This is a genomic window from Nocardia sp. NPDC127579 (genome assembly GCF_042672005.1).
Classification (GTDB): Bacteria; Actinomycetota; Actinomycetes; order Mycobacteriales; family Mycobacteriaceae; genus Nocardia.
This window is the reverse complement of record NZ_JBHXVZ010000001.1, coordinates 1,707,667-1,730,958: the sequence shown is the minus strand read 5'-3', so window position 1 is coordinate 1,730,958 and position 23,292 is coordinate 1,707,667. Positions and strand designations below refer to the sequence as shown.

Below are 23,292 nucleotides of genomic sequence, written 5' to 3'. Positions count from 1 at the left end.
AGCGTAGTGCCTACCGTGCCCGGTCCATCGCGCGGATCAGGCTGTTCGGGCGCATATCGGCCCAGTTGCGCTCGACGTAGCACAGGCAGTCCGCCCGATCGCCCGCGTAGACGCTCTGCCAGCCGTCGGGCACCTCCGCGAAGTCCGGCCACAGCGAGTGCTGGCCTTCAGCATTGACCAGTACCAGGTACCGGCCCGCCTCGTCGTCGAACGGGTTGGTCGTGCTCATCGCCTGTCCCCTTCCGCTTCTGCTGCTCGGCCGTGCTGGCGACCGGCATCGTTGGATACCAGCCGGGAGGTCTCGTCGGACGCGTCCAAGTGCTCGCGCAGGATCGGCCCGATCGCGTCCAATCCGGTCGGTGCGCCCATGTCGACGTGCGTGCACGCGATCGGGTAGTCGCGCACCTCACCCTGGACGAACAGCCGCCACGGATCCGCGCCGCTGATCGACATGGCCGGGTCGTCGTCGTCCGGATAGTCCTCCGCCGCCGTGAAATACAGCATGTCGCCCGGGTAGGCGGCGGGCCGGAACCGATAGCCCATGGTGGCCCCGGCCTGGTAACCCGCGTACAGCCGCTCCACGTGCGCCGCGTCCAGCGCACCGAACGGACCCTGGCGCTCGTGCAGCAGTTCGGCCGCCCGCTCGGCGGTGATGTCCTGCCCGGCCAGGCCGGCGTCGCCCAGCAGCGCCGCCAGCAACTCCCCGGCGCTCACCTCCGGTGATTCCGGTTCGTCGGCGAGGATGCGGCTGTCCAGCAGCGCGAGCAGCTCGACCCGCTCCCCGGCCGCCACCAGACTGGTCGCGATCTCATAGGCGATCAGTCCGCCCAGCGACCAGCCGAGCAGGTGGTAGGGACCCACCGGCTGCACCGACCGCATCTCGCGGATATAGCGCTGCGCCAGTTGCTCGATCGAGTCGAGCTCGTGGCCGTCCTCGGTGAGATGCGGCAGTTGCAGGCCGTATACGGGCCGGTCCGGGCCGAGATGCGGCAGCAGACCGGTGTAGCTCCAGGCCACACCGCTGACCGAGTGCACGCAGAACAGCGGCGGCAGACTGCCGCTGTTGCGGATCGGCAGCAACGGGTCCAGCGCGGCCGCGATGGTGTCGGCCGCGCCCGCGCCCGGTGCGCCCGCGCGGAAGGCGATGCCCGCCGGGGTCGGGTCCAGGAACAGGGCCTGCATGGGCACCTCGACCGCGTGCTCGTCGCGCAGCGCGGCCACCAAACGGGTTGCCAGCAGCGAGTTTCCGCCGAGTTCGAAGAAATTGTCGTCCGCGCCCACCGACTCCAGGCCGAGCACCGTCCCGAACGCCCGACATACCAGCGCTTCCAGTGCTGTACCCGGTGCCCGGTAGGCAGCGGCCGCCAGCAGGACCGGTTCGGGCAGCGCGGCCCGGTCCAGTTTGCCCGCGGGGGTGAGCGGCAGGACGTCGAGCATGGTGATCGCCTGCGGCACCATATAGACGGGCACCCGGGCGGCGACGTGCGCGCGCAGGTCGGCGGCGCTGGGTGCGGCGCCGGGCACGCACCGCACATATGACGCCAGAATCGTGGCGCCGCTGGGCATTTCGTGTCCGATCGTAATCGCTGCGGCGATCTCGGGATGCGCGACGAGCGCGGCGTCGATCTCGCCGAACTCGATGCGGAAGCCGCGCACCTTCACCTGGTCGTCGGAGCGGCCGAGGTATTCCAGTTCCCGGCGGCCGGACCGGGTGGTCCACCGGACCAGGTCACCGGTCCGGTACATCCGCTCCCCCGCCGTCCCGAACGGGTTGGCCACGAACCGTTCCGCCGTCAGCCCGGGTCGGCGATGGTAGCCGCGGGCCAGGGCGGGACCGGCCAGATACAGCTCACCCGGCACGCCCAGCGGCACCGGCCGCAGCCTGGCGTCGAGCACGGTGAGCGCGAAGCCACGCAGCGGACCGCCGATGGTGACCGGGCTGTCCACCCGCAGCGGCGCACTGATCGAGGCCGCCACTGTTGCCTCGGAGGGGCCGTAGGCATTGAGCATGGTGCGTCGTGGCGCGCCCTCGGTCCAGCGGCGCACCAGTTCCGGTCCGGTCCGGTCGCCGCCGACCATGATCATTTCCAGGTCGTCGAGTCCCTCCGGGTCGACCGTCGCCAGCGCGGCCGGGGTGATGAACGCGTGCGTGATCCGCTCCGTGCGCAGCAGTTCGCGCAGTTCCGCGCCACCGTAGATCAGCGGATCGGCCAGCACGAGCGGCACCGCCGAGCCGAGCGCCAGCAGCAGTTCCAGGATCGCCGCGTCGAAACTCGGTGACGCGAAATGCAATACACGCGACTGCGCGGTGACGCCGCCGCGGGCGGCGAGTTCGGCGGCGAAGTCGGCCAGGCCCGCGTGCGTGACGCTCACGCCCTTGGGCAGACCGGTGGATCCGGAGGTGTAGATCAGATAGGCCGGATTGGCCAGGCGCAGGCCGCCGCGTTCGGCGTCGGTGAGCGGGGCGGCGGACTGCGCCCGCACCTCGGCGGCGAACTGCGGATCGTCGAGCACCAGCCAGGGCGGGACATCGGGCAGATCGCGGCGGCAGCGGGTGATGGTGAGACCGAGCCGGGCGCCCGAGTCGGCCAGCATGTGCTGTTTACGCGCGCCCGGGTAGGCCGGGTCGACCGGCACGAACGCCGCGCCGGTCTTGAGCACCGCGAGCATGGCCTGCACGGATCCGACCGAACGTGGAATACCCAGCGCCACATAGGCTTCCGGGCCTATGCCGCGCGCGATCAAGGCGCGGGCCAGCCGGTTGGTGGCCCGATCGAGCTGCGCGTAGCTCATCTGGACCTCGTGGTCGCACACCGCGACGGTGTTCTCGGTCCGGGCCACGGCCGAGGCGAAGACCTCCGGGAACGTGCGCGCACCCACCGAATCCGCGCCGCGGGCCGGCACCAGCTCGAAGGTCTCGACCGGATCGAGCAGCTCGACATCGCCCACCGCGGTGTCGGGTTCGGTGATGAGCGTGGTGAGCACCCGGACGAATCGGCGGCACAGTCGCTCGGCGCTCGGCGCGTCGAGCAGATCGGTCGCATAAGTAAGGTCCAGCCGCAGACCCGCCGGAACTCCGTCCGCCGTATGGGATTCGGCGATGGTGAACTGCAGGTCGAACTTCGCCACCTCGAAGCCCGGGTCCTCGGCCAGCACCGAGACGCCAGGCAGCGGCGGCAGTTCCGGCGTCGCGTTGTGCACCGACAGCATGACCTGGAACAGCGGGTGGTGCGCGGCCGAACGCACCGGGGACAGTGCCTCCACCAGCCGTTCGAAGGGAATGTCGGCGTGCGCGAAGGCATCCAGGTCGGTTTCGCGCACGGTATCGAGGAATTCGACGAAGGTACGGTCGCCGCTGACCCGGGTGCGCAGCACCAGTGTCCCGACGAACATGCCGATCAGCGCGTCCAACTGCGGATCGACCCGGCCGCCGATCGGCGTGCCGACCGTGACATCGCCGGTGCCGCCGAGCCGGCCCAGCAGCACCGCGAGCGCGGCGTGCAGCACCATGAACAGGCTGACGCCGCGACCGCGGGCCAGCTCGGTGAGCTCGTCGTGCAGGTCCGCGCCGATGGTCGCGGTGACGGTCGCGCCGTGCCGGGAGGGCACCGGCGGACGCGGCCGGTCGTAGGGCAGGGTGAGGCAATCGGGGGTACCGGCCAGCTTGTCGGTCCAGTACGACAGCTGGCGCGCGGCCGGGCTGTCGGGATCCTCGTCCGCGCCCAGGGTTTCGTGCTGCCACAGGCTGAAGTCGGCGTACTGCACGGGCAGTGGCGCCCAGCGCGGCGGTGCGCCCGTGCTGCGCGCGGCGTAGGCGGCGGCCAGATCGGCGGCCAGCGGCGCGGCGGACGCGCCGTCGGCGGCGATGTGGTGCAGCACCAGCACCAGCACATGTTCGGACGGATCGATCCGCAGCAGCCGCGCCCGCACCGGAATCTGCTGTGTCACATCGAAACCCGTACCGGTGAAGGTTCGGACGAACTCGGCCACCGCATCGGCGGCGATGTCCTGCACCGGGACCGGCAGGGCCGGATCGGCGGCGGGGACGATCACCTGGTGCGGTCCGTCCGCGTCGGCCGGGAACACGGTGTGCAGCACCTCGTGGCGCGCCACCACATCCGCGACCGCCCGCACCAGCGCGGCGGTGTCCAGCGCGCCGCGCAAGCGCAGCACCACCGGGATGTTGTAACCGCCGGACGCGGTGTCGAATCGATTGAGCAGCCACAGCCGCTGCTGCGCGGGCGAGAGCGGAATCCGCGCGGGGCGCGGGCGCGCCGCCAGCGCGGTGCGGTCGGCTCCGCCCGCGCGCAGCAGCCGATCGAGCACGTCGCCCAGGGCCTGCGGCGTCGGATGCTCGAAGACCGCCCGGACCTCCAGGCGGCAGCCGGAGGCGGCGGCGATCCGGGCCACCAGCTGGGTCGCCGACAGCGAGGTACCGCCCAGCTCGAAGAAGCTGTGGTCGGCGCAGACTCGCTCGCGCCCGACCACCTCGGCCATGGCCGTGGCCACCAGGATCTCGCTGGCCGTGACCGGTGCGCGACCGGTGTCGCTGGGCGCCCAGTCAGGTTCCGGCAGCGCGCGGCGGTCGAGTTTTCCGTTGGGGGTCAATGGAATCGAGTCCAGCACCAGGAAGGCCGCGGGCACCATGTGCGCCGGAAGCAACCGCGCGGCGGCGGCCCGCAGCGCGGGCGTGTGCAGCGTGTGGCCGGTGGCCGCCGCGACATAGCAGACGATCTGCGCCCGGCCGCCGTCATCGGGGCGAACCTCGGTGTGCGCGAACCGGACTCCCGGTTCGGCGGCCAGCACCGCGGTGATCTCGCCCAGCTCGACGCGGAATCCGCGCACCTTCACCTGATCGTCGGCCCGGCCGACGAAGACCAGTTCGCCCTCGGCGTTCCAGCGCACCAGGTCACCGGTGCGATACAGCCGCGCCGCGCCGCCTTCGATCGGGTCGGCCACGAAACGCTGCGCGGTCAGTCCGGGCCTGCGGTGGTAGCCCCGCGCGATGCCGATGCCGCCGATGTACAGCTCACCGACCACGCCGGGCGGCACCGGCCGCAGGCGGTGATCCAGCACCACCGTGGTCATGCCGCGCATCGGACGGCCGAGCGCGATCGGGCGATCGGGATGCATCGCCTCGGAGAAGGTGGTGCTGATCGTCGCCTCGGACGGGCCGTAGCCATTGATCATGGCGCGGCCGCGGCCCCAGCGCTCCACCAGCTCCCGGTCGAACGCTTCACCGCCGACGATCATGGTGCGTACCCCGGTCAGCGGGTGCCGGTCGGCGTCCATGCTGGCCAGCGCCGCGGGGGTGATCACCACGTGGGTGGCCCGCTGCGCCTCGATCAGCTCGGCCAGCGCGTCACCGCCGTAGACCTCGGTCGGCACGATCACCATGGTGGCGCCGCCGCCCCAGGCCAGCAGCAGTTCGAGCACGGCCACGTCGAAGCTGGGCGAGGCCAGGTGCATGGTGCGCGCGTCGCGGTCCACGCCGAAGCGAACCCGCTGTACCTCGGCGCAATTGAACAGGCCGCGGTGGGTGACGGCGACGCCCTTGGGCAGGCCGGTGGATCCGGAGGTGTAGATCAGGTACGCGAGGTCGTCGACGCGGATCGGCCGCGGTGGCGTCACCGGTGTCGGCGGCCAGTCCGCGGCCGCGTCGACCGGCAGCCATTCGCCGTCGAGGGCGCCGGGCAGCGCGTCCGCGCCGACGCCGGTCAGGCCCAGGCGCACGGCGGAGTCGGTCAGCATGTGCCGGATCCGGTCCACCGGGTGCCGCAGGTCGACCGGCAGGAAGGCCGCGCCGGTCTTGGCGATGGCCAGCGCGCCGAGCACCGACTCCAGCGCGCGCGCCGAAGCCAGCGCGACCACCTCGCCGGGTCCCGCGCCGTGCGCGAGCAGCCGGTGCGCCAATCGATTCGACCAGGCGTCGAGCTCACCGTAGGTGAGCGTGCGTGATTCGGTGACCAGCGCCGGATGCGCGGGCTCCACCGCCCGGGCGAACAGCTCCGGCAGTGGGACCGGCGCGGCGGCCCGCGCACCGCGCGCGGGCACGAATACCGAACGCTCCCAGGCGCTGAGCAGGTCGACATCGCCGACCGCGGTGTAGGGATCGGCCAGTACCGCCGTGAGCAGGCGGACATAGCGCTGGCCGATCCGCTCGGCGGTGGCGCTGTCGAACAGGTCGGTGGCGTAGCCCAGGCTCAGCTCGATACCGTCCGGATCGCCTGCGGCGGTGTGTGTTTCATTGAAGGTGAACTGGAGATCGCACTTCACCAGATCCGGTTCGACCGGCACGCCCGCGACCGCCACATCGCGCAGCCGCACCGTGGGCACGCCCATATTGGTCAGCGACAGGCTCACCTGGAACAGCGGGTGGTGCGCGGTCGAGCGGACCGGGTTGAGCACCTCGACCAGCCGCTCGAACGGCAATTCGGCGTGGGCGAAGGCATCCAGATCGCTGTCGCGCACCGCGGCGAGCACGCTCGCGAAGGACGCGGCGCTCTCGACCCGGGTCCGCAGCACCAGCGTGCTGACGAACATGCCGATCAGATTGTCCAGCGCCGCCTCGCCGCGACCGGCGACCGCGGTTCCGATGGCGATGTCGTCGGAGCCGCTGGTGCGGGCGATCAAGACCGCCAGGGCGGCGTGCAGCACCATGAACACGCTGGCGTCGCCGGCCCGGGCCGTATCCACCAGGCGCGCATGGGTTCCCGCATCGATCCGGGTCGCGATCGAGGCGCCCCGATGCGTGGCCACCAGCGGGCGTGGCCGGTCCGCGGGCAGTTCCAGGCATTCCGGCAGCCCGGCCAGGTGCTCGGTCCAGAACCGCAGCTGGCGGGCGGCCCGGCTGTCGGGGTCGGATTCGTCGCCGAGCAGATCTCGTTGCCACACACTGAAATCCGCGTACTGCACGGCCAGCGGCCGCCACCCCGGCGCCGCACCGCCCCGGCGGGCTTCGTAGGCCGTGACGAGGTCACCGGCCAGCGGGGTCAGCGACCAGCCGTCGGCGGCGATGTGATGGATGATCACGACCAGCACGTGCTCGTCGAGTCCGACCCGCAGCAGCGCGGCCCGGATCGGCAGCTCGACCGCGAGGTCGAAACCCGCACGCGTCAGGTCGATCACATCGTCGAACAGCGTGGCGGCGCCGGAGACGATGCGGGTGAACGGCACCGCGGCCTCTGCGTCCGGCACCACCACCTGATGCGGGCCCTGCGGGTCCTCGGGGAACAGGGTGCGCAGCACCTCGTGCCGCGCGACCACGTCCAGCAGCGCCTGCCGCAGCGCGGCCACGTCCAGGTGGCCGGTCAGCCGCAGCGCGACCGGGATGTTGTAGAGCGCCGAGCCCGGATCGAAACGGTTGAGGAACCACAGGCGCTGCTGGGCCACCGACAGCGGCACCCGGGCAGGTCGCTGTCCGGATCCCAGCACCGGCCGGTCGGCGTCGCGCGGATCGGCTCGATCCAGCAGGGCCGCCAGGCCCGCGGGCGTCGGATGGTCGAAGATCGCACGCACGGCCAGCTGCTGTCCGGAGGCCGCCGCGATCCGGGCGACCAGCTGCGTCGCCGAGAGCGAATTGCCGCCGAGTTCGAAGAACCCGTGCTCGGCGCCGACCTCGTCGAGGCCGAGCAGATCCGCCATCACCTCGGCGACCAGCCGCTCGTTCGCGGTGGCTGGTGCGCGACCGGCGCTCGCGGCGGTCCAGGTGGGTTCGGGCAGTGCCCGGCGATCGATCTTCCCGTTGGGCGACAACGGCATCGCGGCCAGCGGTACGAAGGCCGAGGGCACCATGTGCAGCGGCAGGCGTTCGGCGGCCGCCGTGTGCAGCGCGGCGGGATCGAGCACCGCGCTCTCCCAGGGCACCACGTAGCAGACCACGGCCTGGTGTCCCGCGCCGTCCACGCGCACCTCGGTGTGTGCGAGCCGGACGCCGTCGAGTTCGCCGACCACCGCGGTGATCTCGCCGAGTTCGATGCGGAAGCCGCGCAGCTTGACCTGGTCGTCGCTGCGGCCGACGAAGACGATCTCGCCGAATTCGTTCCAGCGCACCACATCACCGGACCGGTACATGCGCTCGCCCGGGGCCGTGGCGAAGGGGTTGGCCACGAACCGCTCGGCGGTGAGACCGGGCCTGCGGTGGTAGCCGCGCGCCAGACCCGCACCGGCGATGTAGAGGTCACCGGCGACACCCGGCGGCACCGGTTGCAGCCGTTCGTCGAGCACCGCGACCGCGGTCCCACGGATCGGGCCGCCGATCACCACCGGCCCGGTGACCGGCATCGGATCGGAGATCGTGCTCATGATGGTGGTCTCGGTGGGCCCGTACCCGATGTAGAGGGCGCGGTTCGGCGCCCAGCGCGCCACCAGGTCGGTGGCCACCGCCTCGCCGCCGACCGCGAGATGCCGCAGCGCGGGCAGCGGCCAGCGGGTGGTGTCGATGGTAGCCAGGGCCGCGGGCGTGATGAACGCGTGGCTGACCCGCTCGCGATCGAGCAGCTCGGCCAGTTCGTCGCCGCCGTACACCTGCGGCCCGGCGACCACCAGGGTCGCGCCCGCGCACCAGGCCAGCAGCAGCTCGAGCACCGCGGCGTCGAAACTCGGCGACGCGAAATGCAGTGCGCGACAGTCGGAATCCACGGCATAGCGAACGCGCTGTTCCGCCGCGAAGCTGGTCAGCCCGCGATGGGTGACCGCGACGCCCTTGGGCGTACCGGTCGATCCCGAGGTGTAGATGACATAGGCGATGTCGTCGATGACCGGCGGCCGCGACCCGGTGATCGGCGCGGCGCCCTGTTCCAGCTCCGCCAGCTCGAGCTGACGCAGTTCCGGCGGCAGCGCGTCGGTGGCGTTGCGCGTGATGCACACGCGCGCACCGGAATCGGCGACCATGTGGCGGATGCGGTCGGCCGGGTAGCGCAGGTCGATCGGCACGAACGCCGCGCCGGTCTTGGCCACGGCCACCGTCGCCAGCACCGACTCGATCGACCGCGGCAGGGCCAGCGCGACGAAGTCGCCGGGGCCCAGACCGCGGGCGATCAGGGCCCGCGCCACCCGGGTGGACCGTTCGTCCAGTTCACCGTAGGTAACGGTGCCGCCGGGGGCCCGTACCGCGATCCGGTCCCGTTCGGACGCGGCCGCGGTGAACAGTTCCGGCAGGGTCGCCGGTACCGGGCCGTCCAGGCCGCGGGCGGGCGCCAGCGCGGCTCGTTCGGGCACCGAAAGCAGATCGATATCGCCGATCCGGGCGTGCGGGCGGCTGGTCACGGCGGCGAGCAGCCGGACGAAGCGGGCGCGGAGCCCCTCGGCCGTCGCGGCGTCGAACAGGTCGGTCGCGTAGGTCAGGCAGATGTCCACCCCATCCGGATCACCCTGTGCGGTACGCGATTCGGTGAAAGTGAACTGGAGATCGAACTTGGCCACGACGGTGGCCGGCTCCTCGACCGCCACCTCGACCTGGTCCAGGCGCGGCGGCGCGGGCGCGGTGTCGTGCACCGAGAGCATCACCTGGAACAGCGGGTGGTGCGCGGTGGAGCGCGCCGGATCCAGCGCCTCCACCAGCCGTTCGAACGGGAGGTCGGCGTGCGCGAACGCGTCCAGATCGTCCTCACGCACCGCCGCCAGCAGCTCGGTGAACGAGCGGGCCCGATCCAGCCGGGTGCGCAGCACCAGGGTGCCCGCGAACATGCCGATCAGCGGGTGCAGCCGGGCGTCGGCGCGCCCGGAGATCGGGGTGCCGACCGCGATGTCGCCGGTGCCGGTGACCCGGCCGAGCAGGGTCGCGAGCACGGCGTGCAACACCATGAACAGGCTGGCGTCGTGCTCGCGCGCCAGCCGGAGCAGGGCAGCGTGCGAGGCCGCCTCGAGCCGGGCGGTCACCGACTCGCCGCGCTGGGACGGCACCGCCGGGCGCGGTCGATCGGCGGGTAACTCCAGGCACTGCGGCAGATCCGCCAGATGCGTGGTCCAGTACCGCAATTGGCGTGCCGCCAGGCTTTCGGGATCGGCTTCGTCACCGAGCAGCTCCCGCTGCCACAGACTGAAATCGGCGTACTGGACCGGCAATTCGGTCCACCGCGGGCCGGCGCCCTGCCTGCGCGCGGCATAGGCGGTGGCCAGGTCGGCGGCCAGCGGCGCGATCGACGCCCCGTCGGCGGCGATGTGGTGCACCACCACGACCAGCAGGTGCTCGTCGGCGGCCAACCGCAGCAGTTCCGCGCGCAGCGGCGGCGCGGCGGTCAGATCGAATCCCGACGAGGCGAGCGTCCCTAGCCGAACGCTCGCCTCGTCCTCGGACAGGCTGGTGACGGGCAGCGCGCACCGCGCGGCGTCGACCGGTAGCACTACCTGGTGCGGTCCCTGACCGTCCTGCGGGAACACGGTCCGCAGCACCTCGTGCCGGGCGAGCAGGTCGTGCAGGGCCGCGGTGAGCGCGTCGACGTCCAGGTCGCCACGCAGGCGCAGCGCGAGCGGAATGTTGTACGCGCCGGAATCGGTGTCGAATCGATTGAGGAACCACAGGCGCTGCTGGGCCGGGGCCAGCGCGACCCGGTCCGGGCGGCGGCCCGCACGCAACTCGGGCAGATTCGACTCCTGTTGTGCCAAAGCCTTATCCAGCACACGGGCGAGTTCCTCGGGCGTCGGATGCTCGAACACCGCGCGCACCGAGAACTGGCGACCGGCCCGGGCGGCCAGCTCGGCCACCAGACGGGTGGCCGACAGCGAGGTGCCGCCCAGGTCGAAGAAGTCGTGATCGGCGCCGATCCGGTCCCGGCCGACGATCTCGGCCATGACCGAGGCCACCAGGACTTCGCTGGCCGTCTGTGGCTCCCGGCCACCCCGGGTCACCGACCAGTCGGGATCCGGCAGCGCCCGCCGATCCAGTTTGCCGCTGGGCGAGAGCGGGATCGCGGCCAGCACCACGATCGCCGAGGGCACCATGTAGCCCGGCAGTCGCCCGGCCAGCCCGGCGCGCACCGCGTCGCGATCCGGTGCCACGGCGTCCTCGGGCACCACATAGCCGACGATGCGCGGGGTCCCGGCCTCGTCCTGGCGGATCTCGGTGTGCGCGAACCGGATTCCCGGCAACTCGGCCGCCGCCGCGCTGACCTCACCCAGCTCGATCCGGAAACCGCGGATCTTCACCTGGTCGTCACCGCGGCCGACGAAGACCAGCGCACCAGCGCCGTTCCAGCGCACCACGTCACCGGTGCGATACATCCGCTCGCCCGGCACGGCGGCGTACGGATTCGCCACGAATCGTTCGGCGGTGAGCCCGAAGCGGTCCACATAGCCGCGCGCCAGGCCCGCGCCCGCCACATACAGCTCACCCGGGACGCCCACCGGCACCGGCCGCAACCGGGCATCGAGCACCGCCACGGCGACACCGCGAATCGGCCCGCCGAGCAGCACGGGCTGATCCGGCGCGAGCGCGTCCGAAAGAACCGGGGCCACCGTGGCTTCCGAGGGCCCGTAGGCGTTGAACATGGTGCGCGTCGCCGCCCAGCGCGCGACCAGGTCGGCGCCGACCGCTTCACCGCCCACCATCAGCCGGCGCAGCCGCGGCAGCGGCCAGCGCTCGGCATCGATGCTGGCCAGCGCGGCCGGAGTGAGGAACGCGTGGGTGACCGCCGCCTGCTCCAGCCGGGCCGCGAGTTCGTCGCCGCCGTAGATGTCCGCGTCCGCCACCACCATGGTGGCGCCCGCCGACCAGGCCAGCAGCAGTTCCAGCACCGAGGCGTCGAAGCTCGGCGAAGCGAAATGCAGTGTGCGCGAAGCGGCTTCGATGCTGTACCGGTCGCGCTGCTCGTAGGCGAACCCGGCCAGACCGCGGTGCGGCACCGCGACGCCCTTGGGCACGCCGGTGGACCCGGAGGTGTAGATGACATAGGCGATGTCGTCGACCCGCATGGGCCGCAGCCGGTCCGAATCCTCGATCGGCGCACCGGATTCCGTCGCGCCGAGCTCATCGATCCGGCACCAGCGCACCGCGCTGTCGACGGGCAGCCGGTCCCGGTCCGCGGCGGTGCTCAGGCCGAGCCGGGCGCCGGAATCGGTGAGCATGTGCCGGATCCGATCGATCGGATGCCGCACGTCCACCGGCAGATAGGCGGCGCCGGTCTTGGCGACCGCCAGGGTAGCCACCACCGACTCCAGCGAGCGGGCCAGGCCGAGCGCGACCACCGTGCCCGGCCCCGCGCCGAGCGCGATCAGGGCGCGACCCAGGCGATTCGACCATTCGTCGAGTTCGCGGTAGCTCACCGATCGCGAATCCGTCACCACCGCAGGGTGTTCCGGATCCGGGCGGGTAGCCGCGAAGATCTCCGGCAGGGTGAGCGCGTCCGGGGCGGCCGGGCCGCGCACCGGCGTCAACGCCCGCGCCTCCGCCGGAGCCAGCAGGTCGAGATCGCCCACCGCGCGCCCGGGAGCGGCGACCGCCGCCGCCAGCAGCCGCAGGAACCGGCGGCTCAGGTCGGCCGCCGTGCTCATCTCGAACAGATCGGTGGCGTAGGTCAGGCACAGCTCCAGACCACCGGAGGGGCCCGCCGGAGCGGTGAAGGCGAATTGCAGATCGAATTTCGCTGCCGCGGGGTCGATCCGGTCGACGGTCACGTCCAGGCCGGGCAGGCGCACCGTGGTCGCACCGAAGCTGTCCAGCGACAGGCTCACCTGGAACAGCGGGTGGTGCGCGGTGGAGCGCGCCGGATTCAGCGCCTCCACCAGCCGCTCGAACGACAGGTCGGCGTGCGCGAACGCGTCGAGGTCGCCATCGCGGACCGCGGCCAGCAGATCGGCGAACGAGCGCGCCCGCTCGACCGGGGTGCGCAACACGACCGTCTCGACGAACGCGCCGATCGACGCGTCCAGCTCGGCTTCGGTACGTCCCGCGACCACGGTGCCGATCACCACGTCGGCGGTATCGCCGAGGCGGGCCAGCAGCACGGCCAGCACCGCGTGCAGCACCATGAACTCGCTGACATCGTGGCGACGCGCCAATGTGGCGACAGCCGCGCGCAATTCGGGCTCCACCCGGGCGCGCACCGAGGCTCCGCGCTGCGAGGCGACGGCGGGCCGGGGCCGGTCGGCGGGCAGTTCGAGGCAATCCGGAGCACCGGCGAGCCGGGTACGCCAGTACCGCAGCTGGCGGGCGGCCAGGCTGTCCGGATCGTCGACGTGACCGAGCAGATCCTCGTGCCAGAGCGCGAAATCCGCGTACTGCACCGGCGGGTCGGGCCAGTCCGGCGCGTGCCCGGCCAGTCGCGCCGCGTAGGCGGTGGTGAGATCGGCGGCGAGCGGCGCCAGCGAGCCGCCGTCCATCGCGATGTGGTGAACGACCAGCACCAGGGTGTATTCCGCGTCGCCGGTGCACAGCAGCTCGGCGCGCAGCGGCAGGTCGGTGGTCAGGTCGAAACCCGCGGCGGCACTGCGGCGCTGGTCCGCGCCCGCCGCTATCCGGGTGAGCGGCGCGGCCGCGACGGGCAGCACCACCTGGTGTGGCCCCTGCTCGTCCTGGGGATAGCAGGTACGCAGGATCTCGTGGCGGGCAAGGACATCTGTGAGCGCGGACTGCAGTGCGGCTTCGTCGAGTGTGCCGCGCAATCGCACCGATACCGGGATGTTGTACGCGCCGGAGGCGGTGTCGAGCTGATTGAGGAACCACAGGCGACGCTGGGTGGCCGACAGCGGCACCCGGGCCGGGCGGTCGCCCGCACGCAGGCGCGGACGGGTCGAATCCGGCTGTGCCACAGCAGCATCCACCAGGATGGCGAGCCCCGCGGCGGTGGGCTGTTCGAAGACCTCACGCACGGCGAGCCGATGCCCGCACGCCGCCGCGATCCGCGAGACCAGCTGGGTCGCCGACAGCGAGGTGCCACCCAGATCGAAGAAACTCTGATCGGCGTACACGGCGGGCAGACCGAGCACACGCGCCATCTGCGCGGCCACCATGGTCTCGGCCGGCGTCTGGGGTGCCCGGCCGCCGACGGTGACGTCCCACACCGGTTCCGGCAGCGCCCGGCGGTCCAGTTTGCCGCTCGGCGCCACCGGAATCGCGGCCAGGACGACGACCGCGGCGGGCACCATGTAACCGGGCAGCCGGGCGGCGACGTGTTCGCGGATCGCGTCGCCGGTGGCCGCGCCGCGGACGTAGCTCACGATCCGCGCGCGTCCGGCCGCATCCGGGCGCACCTCGGTGTGCGCGAATTCCACTCCGGCACAGCCGGCGACAGCGGCGGTGATCTCGCCGAGCTCGATCCGGAAACCACGCACCTTGACCTGATCGTCGCCGCGGCCGACGAAGACCAGCTCACCGGCTCGGGTCCAGCGCACCAGGTCACCGGTGCGATACATCCGCGTTCCGGCCGCGCCGTGCGGATCGGCGACGAACCGCGCCGCCGACAGGCCGGGCCGATCCAGGTAGCCGCGGGCCAGCCCGGGGCCGCTGAGATACAGCTCGCCGACCACGCCGAGCGGCACCGGCCGCAGCCGGCGATCCAGCACGGCCAGACCCGCACCGTGGATCGGGCCGCCGAGCACCACCGGCTGCTGCGGCGCGAGCGGATAGGACACGGCCGCGGCGATCGTCGCCTCGGACGGGCCGTAGGCATTGAAGAAGGTGCGGCCCGGGGCCCAGCGGGCGAGCAGGTCCGCACCGAGGGCGTCACCACCGACGATCAGGGCGCGCAGCCGCGGCAGCGGCCAGCGATCCGCGTCCAGCGTGGCGAGCGCGGCCGGGGTCAGGAACGCGTGGCTGACCGCGTCGCGGTCGATCAGTTCGGCCAGCTCGTCGCCGCCGTAGAGCTGCGGCGGCGCGATCACCATGGTCGCTCCGGTCCCCCAGGCCAGCAGCAGTTCCAGCACCGAGGCGTCGAAACTCGGTGAGGCGAAATGCAGTGTGCGCGAGCCGCTGTCGATGCCGAAGCGTTCGGCCATGGTGTGCGCGAAATTCGCGATGCCCGCGTGCGTGACCGTGACGCCCTTGGGCGTGCCCGTCGAACCGGAGGTGTAGATGACATACGCGGTGTGCGAGATCCGCGGCGGCGCGGTACGTTCCGCGTCATCGACCGGGTCGTCGGCCAGCTCCGCCAGCGTAGCGACGCACTGCGGGTCGTCGAGCACCAGCCACCGCACGCCGTCGTCCGGAAGATCCGGGCGGGCGGCGGCGACGGTGAGTCCGAGCGGGGTGCCGGAATCGGCCAGCATGTGCTGTTTGCGCTGCGCCGGATACGCGGGATCGACCGGCAGGAACGCCGCGCCGGTCTTGGCCACCGCGGCGATGGCGCACACCGAATCGATCGAGCGCGGAATCCCGAGCGCCACCATTGTTTCCGGACCCGCACCGTGTGCGATCAACAGGCGGGCCAGGCGGCTGGACCTGCGGTCCAGCTCCGCGTAGCTCAGGTCGCGGCCACCGAACCGGACCGCGGCAGTGTCCGGATTCCGGCGCGCGGCGGCGGCGAACAGTTCGGCCAGGGTCAGCGCGGGTACCGGCGCGGCCCCACGCGCGGGCGTCAGATCGGCCATCTCGTCGCGGCGCAGCAGCGGAAGATCGCCCACCGCGACCGTGGGATCGGCCGTCGCGGCGGTGAGCACCCGGGTGAACCGCTCGAGCAGGAAACGCGCCGAGTCCGCCTCGAACAGGTCGGTGGCGTAGGTCAGGCCGATCTCGATGCCCGCCGGATCGGCCGGCGCCACCTGCTTCTCGACCATGGTGAACTGGAGATCCCATCGGGCCGCACCGGTTTCGACGGCCGTGGCCGTCGAGCGCAGACCCGGCAGCTCCACCGCTTCCGGCACCGCGCTGTGCACCGACAGCATGACCTGGAACAGCGGGTGATGTGCCGTCGAGCGCACCGGGTCCAGTTCCTCGACCAGGCGCTCGAACGGCAGCTCAGCGTGGGCAAACGCGTCCAGATCGGTATCGCGCACCGTCCGCAGCAACTCGGCGAAGGACACCGAGGCATCGATCTCGGTGCGCAGCACCAGGGTGCCGACGAACATGCCGATCAGATCGTCCAGGCGCGGATCGCCGCGCCCGGCCACCGGGGTGCCGACAGCCACGTCGTCGGTGGCGGCCAGCCGGGCGAGCACGATCGCCAGGGCGGCGTGCAGCACCATGAAGACGCTCACGCCGTGCCGGCGGGCCAGCTCTGTCACCTGCGCGTGCAGCGCGGCATCGAGCCGGGTGTCGATCCGCGCCCCACGCTGGGACGCCACCGCCGGGCGCGGATGGTCGGTGGGCAGGGCCAGGCATTCGGGCAGCTCCGCCAGCCGGTCCCGCCAATAGGCGAGCTGGCGGGACGCGGCGCTGTCCGGGTCGTCCGCGCTGCCGAGCAGATCCTGCTGCCACACCGTGAAATCCGCATATTGCACCGGCAATTCGGTCCAGCGCGGCGGATGCCCGCCGACCCGCGCCGCGTAGGCGGTGTGCAGATCCGCGGCCAGCGGCGTGAGCGACCAGCCGTCCGCGGCGATGTGGTGGATCACCACGACCAGCACTGCCTCCTCGGCCCCGAGCCGCAGCAGTGCGGCCCGGATCGGCAGCTCGGCCGTGAGATCGAAACCGCCACCGGCGAAATCGAGAATGTCGGCGTCCACCGAGTCGGGCCGCGCGACGATCCGCGCGAACGGCGCGACCGCCCCGGCCCGCACCAGCTGATGCGGGCCCTGCTCGTCCTCGGGGAATACCGTGTGCAGAATCTCGTGCCGCGCAACGAGATCCGACAGCGCACGCTCCAGGGCCGGCTCGTCCAACCGGCCCGACATCCGCAGCGCGACCGCGATGTTGTAGGCCCCCGAATCGACGTCGAAGCGATTCAGGAACCACAGCCGCGACTGCGCGGCGGACAGCGGTACCCGCGCGGGGCGCGCCATCGCCGCCAGCTCCGGACGCCCACCCGTACCCGCCGACCGTTCCAGGCGCGCGGCCAGGGCCGCCACGGTGGGCGCGTCGAACAGCGCGCGCACCTCCACCACCGTGTCCAGCGCCGTGCCCAGCCGCCCAGCCACCCGGGTCGCGAGCAGGGAATTGCCGCCGCGCGCGAAGAAGTCGTCGTCGAGCCCGACCCGCTCGACCTCGAGCAGTTCGACGAAGACCTCCGCCACCGCGCACTCCACCCGGGTGACCGGCGCGCGGAACCGCGCGGCCGCGAACACCGGCTCGGGCAGCGCCCGGCGATCGACCTTGCCGGTGGCGGTCATCGGCAGCTCGGGCAGCACCAGCAGCGCCGCGGGCAGCATGTACGCGGGCAGCGTCGCGGCCAGCCCGGCGCGCACGTCCTCCGGCGCCAGCACCCGGCGGCCCGTGGGCGCCACATAGGCCACCAGCTGATCATCGCCGCGGGCATCGGGGCGGGCGACGACCACGGCCGCCTCGATATCGTCGTGCGCGAGCAGCGCCGCCTCGATATCACCGAGCTCGATCCGGAACCCCCGGATCTTGACCTGGAAATCGGTGCGGCCGTGATATTCCAACTCGCCCAGCGGATTCCAGGCCGCGAGATCGCCGGTGCGGTACATGCGCTCGCCCGCCACCGCGAACGGGTCCGGCACGAATCGCTCGGCCGTGAGCCCGGTCCGACCGAAATAGCCGTGCGCCAACTGGTTTCCGGCCAGATACAGCTCACCCACCACACCCGGGGCGACCGGCCGCAGCCGGGCGTCGAGCACGTAGGCGCGGGTGTTCCACACCGGCTGCCCGATCGGCACCGCCTCGGTATCGGCCGCGTCCACCTGGTGCGCGGTCACCGACACCGCGGCTTCGGTGGGGCCGTACAGATTCCACAGCCGCACCCGCGGATTCGCGTGCCGGACGCGCTGCGCCACCGCGGCGGGCAGCGCCTCGCCGATGGCCAGCACCAGCCGCACCGAGGCGGGCAGGTCCGGGTGCGGATCGGCGGTCAGCGCCGCGAGCATGGACGGCACCAGGTGCAGCACCGAGACGCCGGTGCCGGCGATCAGCGCGCGCAGATACGCCGGATCGCGGTGGCCGTCCGGTGCGGCGAGCACGGTCCGCCCGCCCGCCAGCATCCCGGAGTAGAACTCCCACACCGAGAGGTCGAAGGTGGCAGCCGTCTTCAGCAGTACGCTGTCCTCGTCGCCGAGCCCGAAATGCTCCTGCTTCCAGAGCAATTGGTTCACCACAGCCTGGTGTGGCACGGCCACGCCCTTGGGCTGCCCGGTCGAGCCGGAGGTGAAGATGACGTAGGCGGTGTGCCGCGGGTCCAGCGGCGCGAGCCGTTCGCCGTCGAGCACGGGATACGACGGCAGCGCCGACAGGTCGAGCCCGTCGAGCTCGAGCACGGTGGCGGTGCCGGGCAGCCCGGCGGCATCGGCCCGGGTGCTCAGGACGCAGCGCGGCGCGGCGGTCTCGAGAATGTATTCCAGGCGGCCCGCGGGCTGATCGGGGTCCAGCGGCACATACGCGCCGCCCGCCACGGTCACCGCGTACATGCCGACCAGCAGTTCGGTCGAGCGGCGCAGCGCCAGCGCCACCCGGGTCTCGGGCCCGACCCCCAGCGCGATCAGGCGGCGCGCCAGCCGGTTGACCCGCTCGGAGAACTCGCGGTAGCTCAGGATTTCCGGCTCGGTCCCGGCGCCGGAGTCCACGACCAGCGCGGTCGCCGCGGGCGTGCGCGCGGCCTGGGCCGCGAACAGCGCGGCCAGGGTGCGCCGCGCCTCGATGACATGGTGGGTGTCGTTCCAGCCGTGCAGGATCCGGGTGCGCTCGGCGGGCGCGAGCAGGTCGAGATCGCCGATCGGCAGGTGTGGCCGCGCGGCCGCGTCGGCCAGCAGCCAGCGCAGCCGATCGGCGAAACCGGCGACCGTCGCCGCGTCGAAAAGGTCTGTCGCGTAGACGAAATGGCCGGTGATCCCGGCGGGCTCGCCGGTGGCGTCGTAGTGATCTGTGAGCACGAGTTGCAGATCGAACTGCGATACCCCGGTCTCGATCTCGCTGCCCGACACCGTGAGCCCGGGCAGCTCCACCTCGATCCGGCCCAGATTCTGGAACGAAAAGCCCACCTGCACCAGGGGATGCCGCGCGGTCGAGCGCACCGGGTTCAGGTCTTCCACCAGTCGTTCGAACGGCACCTGCGCGTGTGCGAAGGCAGCCAGATCGGTGCCCCGCTGCCGCGCCAGCAGCGCTTCGAAGGACGCGCCGAGCTCGATCCGCGCCCGGAACACGACGGTGTTCACGAACATGCCGATCAGCGCGTCCAATTCGCGCTCACCGCGTCCGGCCACCGGCGTGCCGACGGCGATATCGCCACCGCCGGACAACCGGGCCAGCAGCACGGCGAACGCGGTGTGCACCGCCATGAACAGGGTCGCGTCCGCCGCGCGAGCCACCCGCAGCAGGCCGCCGTGCACGGTGGCCCCGATCGCCACCTCCACCTTCGCGCCCCGGAACGACTGCACCGCAGGGCGTTTGCGGTCGTACGGCAGCGACAGCTCATCGGGCAGATCGGCCAGCTGGGCGCGCCAGTACGCCAGCTGCGCTGCCGCCGGGCTCGCGGCGTCGGCGGTGTCACCGAGCAGTTCGTCGAGCCAGAGGCTGTAGTCGGCGTACTGCACCGGCAGCGGCTGCCACCCCGGTGCGCTGCCGGCGACCCGCGCGCCGTAGGCGCGGGACAGATCGGCGAACAGCGGCGCGAGCGACCAGCCGTCGGCCGCGATGTGATGGATAACCACCGCCAGCACATGCTCGCGCGGACCGACCCGGAACAGTTCCATGCGCAGCGCGGTCTCGTCGGTGAGCTCGAAGCCGCGGGCGGCGACGTCGCGCAGGCGGGCCGTAAGTTCGGCCGCGGACACCTCGTGCACGGGCAGTGGCGGTGCGTCGTCCGCCGGTCGGATCACCTGGTGCGGCCCGGCCGCCCCGTCGGGATAGACGGTGCGCAGCGGCTCGTGCCGCGCGATCAGGTCCGCGATCGCGGCGCGCAGCGCGGCCACGTCCAGCTCGCCGCGCATTCGCACCGCGAACGGGATGTTGTAGGTGTAGGCATCGCGGTCGAAACGATTGATGAACCAGAGCCGCTGCTGCGCGGGCGAGAGCGGGATCCGCTCCGGACGCGGCCGGGCCCGCAGCGCGCCGTGCTCCCCGGCGGGACGCAGCCCGGCCACCCGCGCGGCCAGGCCCGCGACGGTCGTCTCCTCCAGCACCACCCGGACCGGCACGGTGACACCGAGTTCCGCGCCCACCCGTGCGGCCACTCGGGTCGCGCTCAGCGAATTGCCGCCGAGCGCGAAGAAGCCGTCGTCCAGGCCGACCCGGTCCAGCTCGAGCAGTTCGGCCAGCACGGTCGCCACCACACGCTCCGCCGGTGTCACCGGCGCGCGGTAGACCACCGTGGCCGCCACCGGTTCGGGCAGCGCCCGGCGATCCAGTTTTCCGTTGGCGGTCAACGGAATCGCGTCGATCGGCATCAGGGCGGCGGGCACCATGTAGTCCGGCAGCTGCTCCGCCAGCGCCGTGCGCAGCGCCGGAATATCCAGCACCACACCGTGTTCGGGCACCAGGTAGGCGGCGATGCTGGTTTCGCCCGCCTCGTCCTGGCGGACCACCACCGCGGCCTGGCGCACCTGCCGCTGCGCCAGCACCCGTGCCTCGATCTCGCCGAGCTCGATTCGGAAGCCGCGCACCTTCACCTGGTCGTCGGCGCGGCCCAGGTATTCCAGCTCACCGGCAACGGTCCAGCGCGCGAGATCGCCGGAGCGATACAGGCGGGCGCCGGGCGCCCCGAACGGGTCGGCCACGAAGCGCGCCGAGGTCAGCGCGGGCCGGCCGAGGTAGCCGCGCGCGAGCTGTGCGCCACAGACATAGAGCTCCGCGGTGACGCCGATCGGGGCCGGCCGCAGCCGCGAATCCAGCAGGTACAGGCCCAGGCCCGGAATCGCCCGGCCGATACCGCCGCCACCGCCGCGGGCCGCGGCCCGGTCCAGGATCCGGTGCGTGACATGCACGGTGGTCTCGGTGATGCCGTACATGTTGATCAGGCGTGGCGCGGTATCCGCGTGCCGCTCGAACCACGGTGCCAGGCGGCGCGGGTCCAGCGCCTCACCGCCGAAGACGATGTAGCGCAGGGCAAGTGGCGTCGCGTCGGGCACCGGGTCGGTGCGCTCGGCGTCGATGAGCTGATAGAACGCCGACGGCGTCTGATTCAGCACCGTCACCCGCTCCCGACGCAGCAGCGCCAGCAGCAGCTCCGGCGAGCGCGAGGTCTCGTAGTCGACCACGACCAGGGTGCCGCCGTACAGCAGCGGACCCCACAGCTCCCACACCGAGAAGTCGAAGGCGTAGGAGTGGAACAGCGTCCACACGTCGCGATGGTCGAAGCCGAAGGCCGCGTCGGTATTGGCGAACAATGTGGCCACATTGGCGTGCGGGATCTGCACGCCCTTGGGGCGGCCGGTGGAGCCGGAGGTGTAGATGACGTAGGCGATATTGCCCGGGGTCAGCGGCGCGAGTCGATCGGCGGCGGTGATGGGCTCCGCCGCGCCGGTCTCGAACGCGGCGGTGTCGAGATCGATCACCGGCAATTCAGCGGGCAGCGTCAGCCCGAGCGCGGCCGAGGTGATGGCGCAGGCCGGGCGGGCGTCGGCCAGCATGTAGGCGACGCGGTCGGCGGGATAGTCCGGGTCGATGGGCAGATAGCCGCCGCCCGCCTCGAGCACCGCGAGCAGTGCCACCACGAGTTCGGGTGAACGCGGCAGTGCGATCGCTACCAGCATCTCGGGTCCTACCCCGCGCCGAATGAGTTCGCGCGCAAGTCGATTCGCGCGTACGGCGAGCTCACCGTAGGTGAGGGTGACGCCGTTGCCGGTGACGGCGGTCGCGGTGGGGTGCGCCGCCACCGTCCGGCCGAACAGCTCGGGCAGGGTGGCAGTCGGCGCGGTGGCGACCGCCGGAGTCAGCGCCCAGTCCCGCAGCACGAGCGCACGCTCGGCGGCATCGAGCACGTTCAGCTGGTCGATCTTCGATTCCGCTGCGGCGAGCAGGAATTCGGAGAGGAAGTCGAGGAAGCGGCGGTGGTGGGCATGCAGTTCGTCGGCGGTGTAGCGGGCCGGATTGCCGATGAAGTCGACGCGCAGTTCGCCGCCCCCGGCCCCGTTGTAGATATTGATCGACAGGTCCTCCACCGGGCCGGTGGAGAGCAGGTGCATGGTCGCGTCGGCGTGGCCGAAGCGAATCCCGTTGTGGAACAACATGATATTGACCACCGGACCGAAGAAGTCCCGGTGCTCGCCCGCAACGCCGCGGTCGCGGCGCATGTCCTCGTGCCGGTAGCGCTGGTGGCGCAGCGCGCCTCGGATGCTCGGATCCACCCGCGCGACCAGGTCGGCGATGGTGCCGTCGCGGCCGACCTCGATATGCAGCGGAACGACATTGGACACATAGCCCGCCGACATCTGCAGATCCGGGGTGGTGCGCGCGGTCACCGGCAGGCTCAGCGTGACCTCCGCGCGACCGGTGACCGCGCCGAGGTAGGCGGCGATGCCTGCGGTCAGCAGCGCCGGGCGTGACGCGGTGAACCGCTCCCGCACCGAGTCCAGTCGCTGCACGACCGCCGCGGTGAGAATGCCGCTTTCGATCCAGCGCCGCGCGCCGGCGGGCCCGCTCCGGTCGCTGAGGGTGAACACCTCGTCGATGGCGTCCAGCTGACGGCGCCAGTACTCGCGGTCCTCGTCGAACGCCGCCGAGGTGCGGTAGGCGGTCTCGGCCTCGTAGATCGAGCGCAGCTCGCGCGCCGCCGACGGGCTCGGCGCGCGCCCCTCGACAATGGCGGTGTAATGCTCCGCGATGCGCGCGACGAGCAGCATCGCGCCGTACCCGTCGATCGCGATGTGGTGCATCTTGGCGTACCAGAGATACTCCTCGTCGCCGACGCGCAGCACGGCCACGGTGAACAGCTGTTCGCCGGTGACCGGAATCGGCACCTCGACATCGCGGCGCATCCAGGTGATCGCGGCGTCGCGGGGCGCGTCGCAGGCGCGGAAGTCGTGCCGATCGATCTCGAAAGCCCCATTGACATCGATGAATTGCTGCGGTGCCCCGGCCACCTCCACGATCCGCAGCCCGAGACTCTGCAAATCTTCAGCGCACAGGCGCATGGCCCGGTCGAGGACGGATGTGTCGAACGCACCGTGGATTTCGACGTACTGCGCGACCGTCAGTGGCACGTCCGGAGCGATGTGCTGCGCGTTCCAGATCCCAATCTGCGCCTCTGACAACGGAAAAGCGGAAGCTGTGTTCGGTGCGTCTGGACCTGCGGGCTCCGAGGCCAACGCCGTCAT

At 72.0% G+C, this 23,292-nt stretch carries 2 protein-coding genes; both read right to left on the bottom strand.

Annotation, left to right across the window (positions count from 1 at the left end; all coding sequences use genetic code 11):
* Nucleotides 1-10 precede the first annotated feature (10 nt).
* Nucleotides 11-229 carry an MbtH family protein gene (locus ACFVMC_RS07450; protein ID WP_379207724.1) on the bottom strand — a complete coding sequence of 73 codons (219 nt, stop codon included), beginning with the start codon at nt 227-229 and terminating at the stop codon, nt 11-13.
* On the bottom strand, nt 226-23,292 hold the full coding sequence (locus ACFVMC_RS07445) for a non-ribosomal peptide synthase/polyketide synthase (protein ID WP_379207722.1): 23,067 nt from the start codon (nt 23,290-23,292) through the stop codon (nt 226-228). Before ACFVMC_RS07445 ends, ACFVMC_RS07450 begins: the two co-directional genes overlap by 4 nt.

Coding starts and splice junctions, on each gene's coding strand:
- ACFVMC_RS07445 (WP_379207722.1), bottom strand. CDS start 23,292: ATGACGGCGTTGGCCTCGGAGCCCGCAGGTCCAGACGCACCGAACACA.
- ACFVMC_RS07450 (WP_379207724.1), bottom strand. CDS start 229: ATGAGCACGACCAACCCGTTCGACGACGAGGCGGGCCGGTACCTGGTA.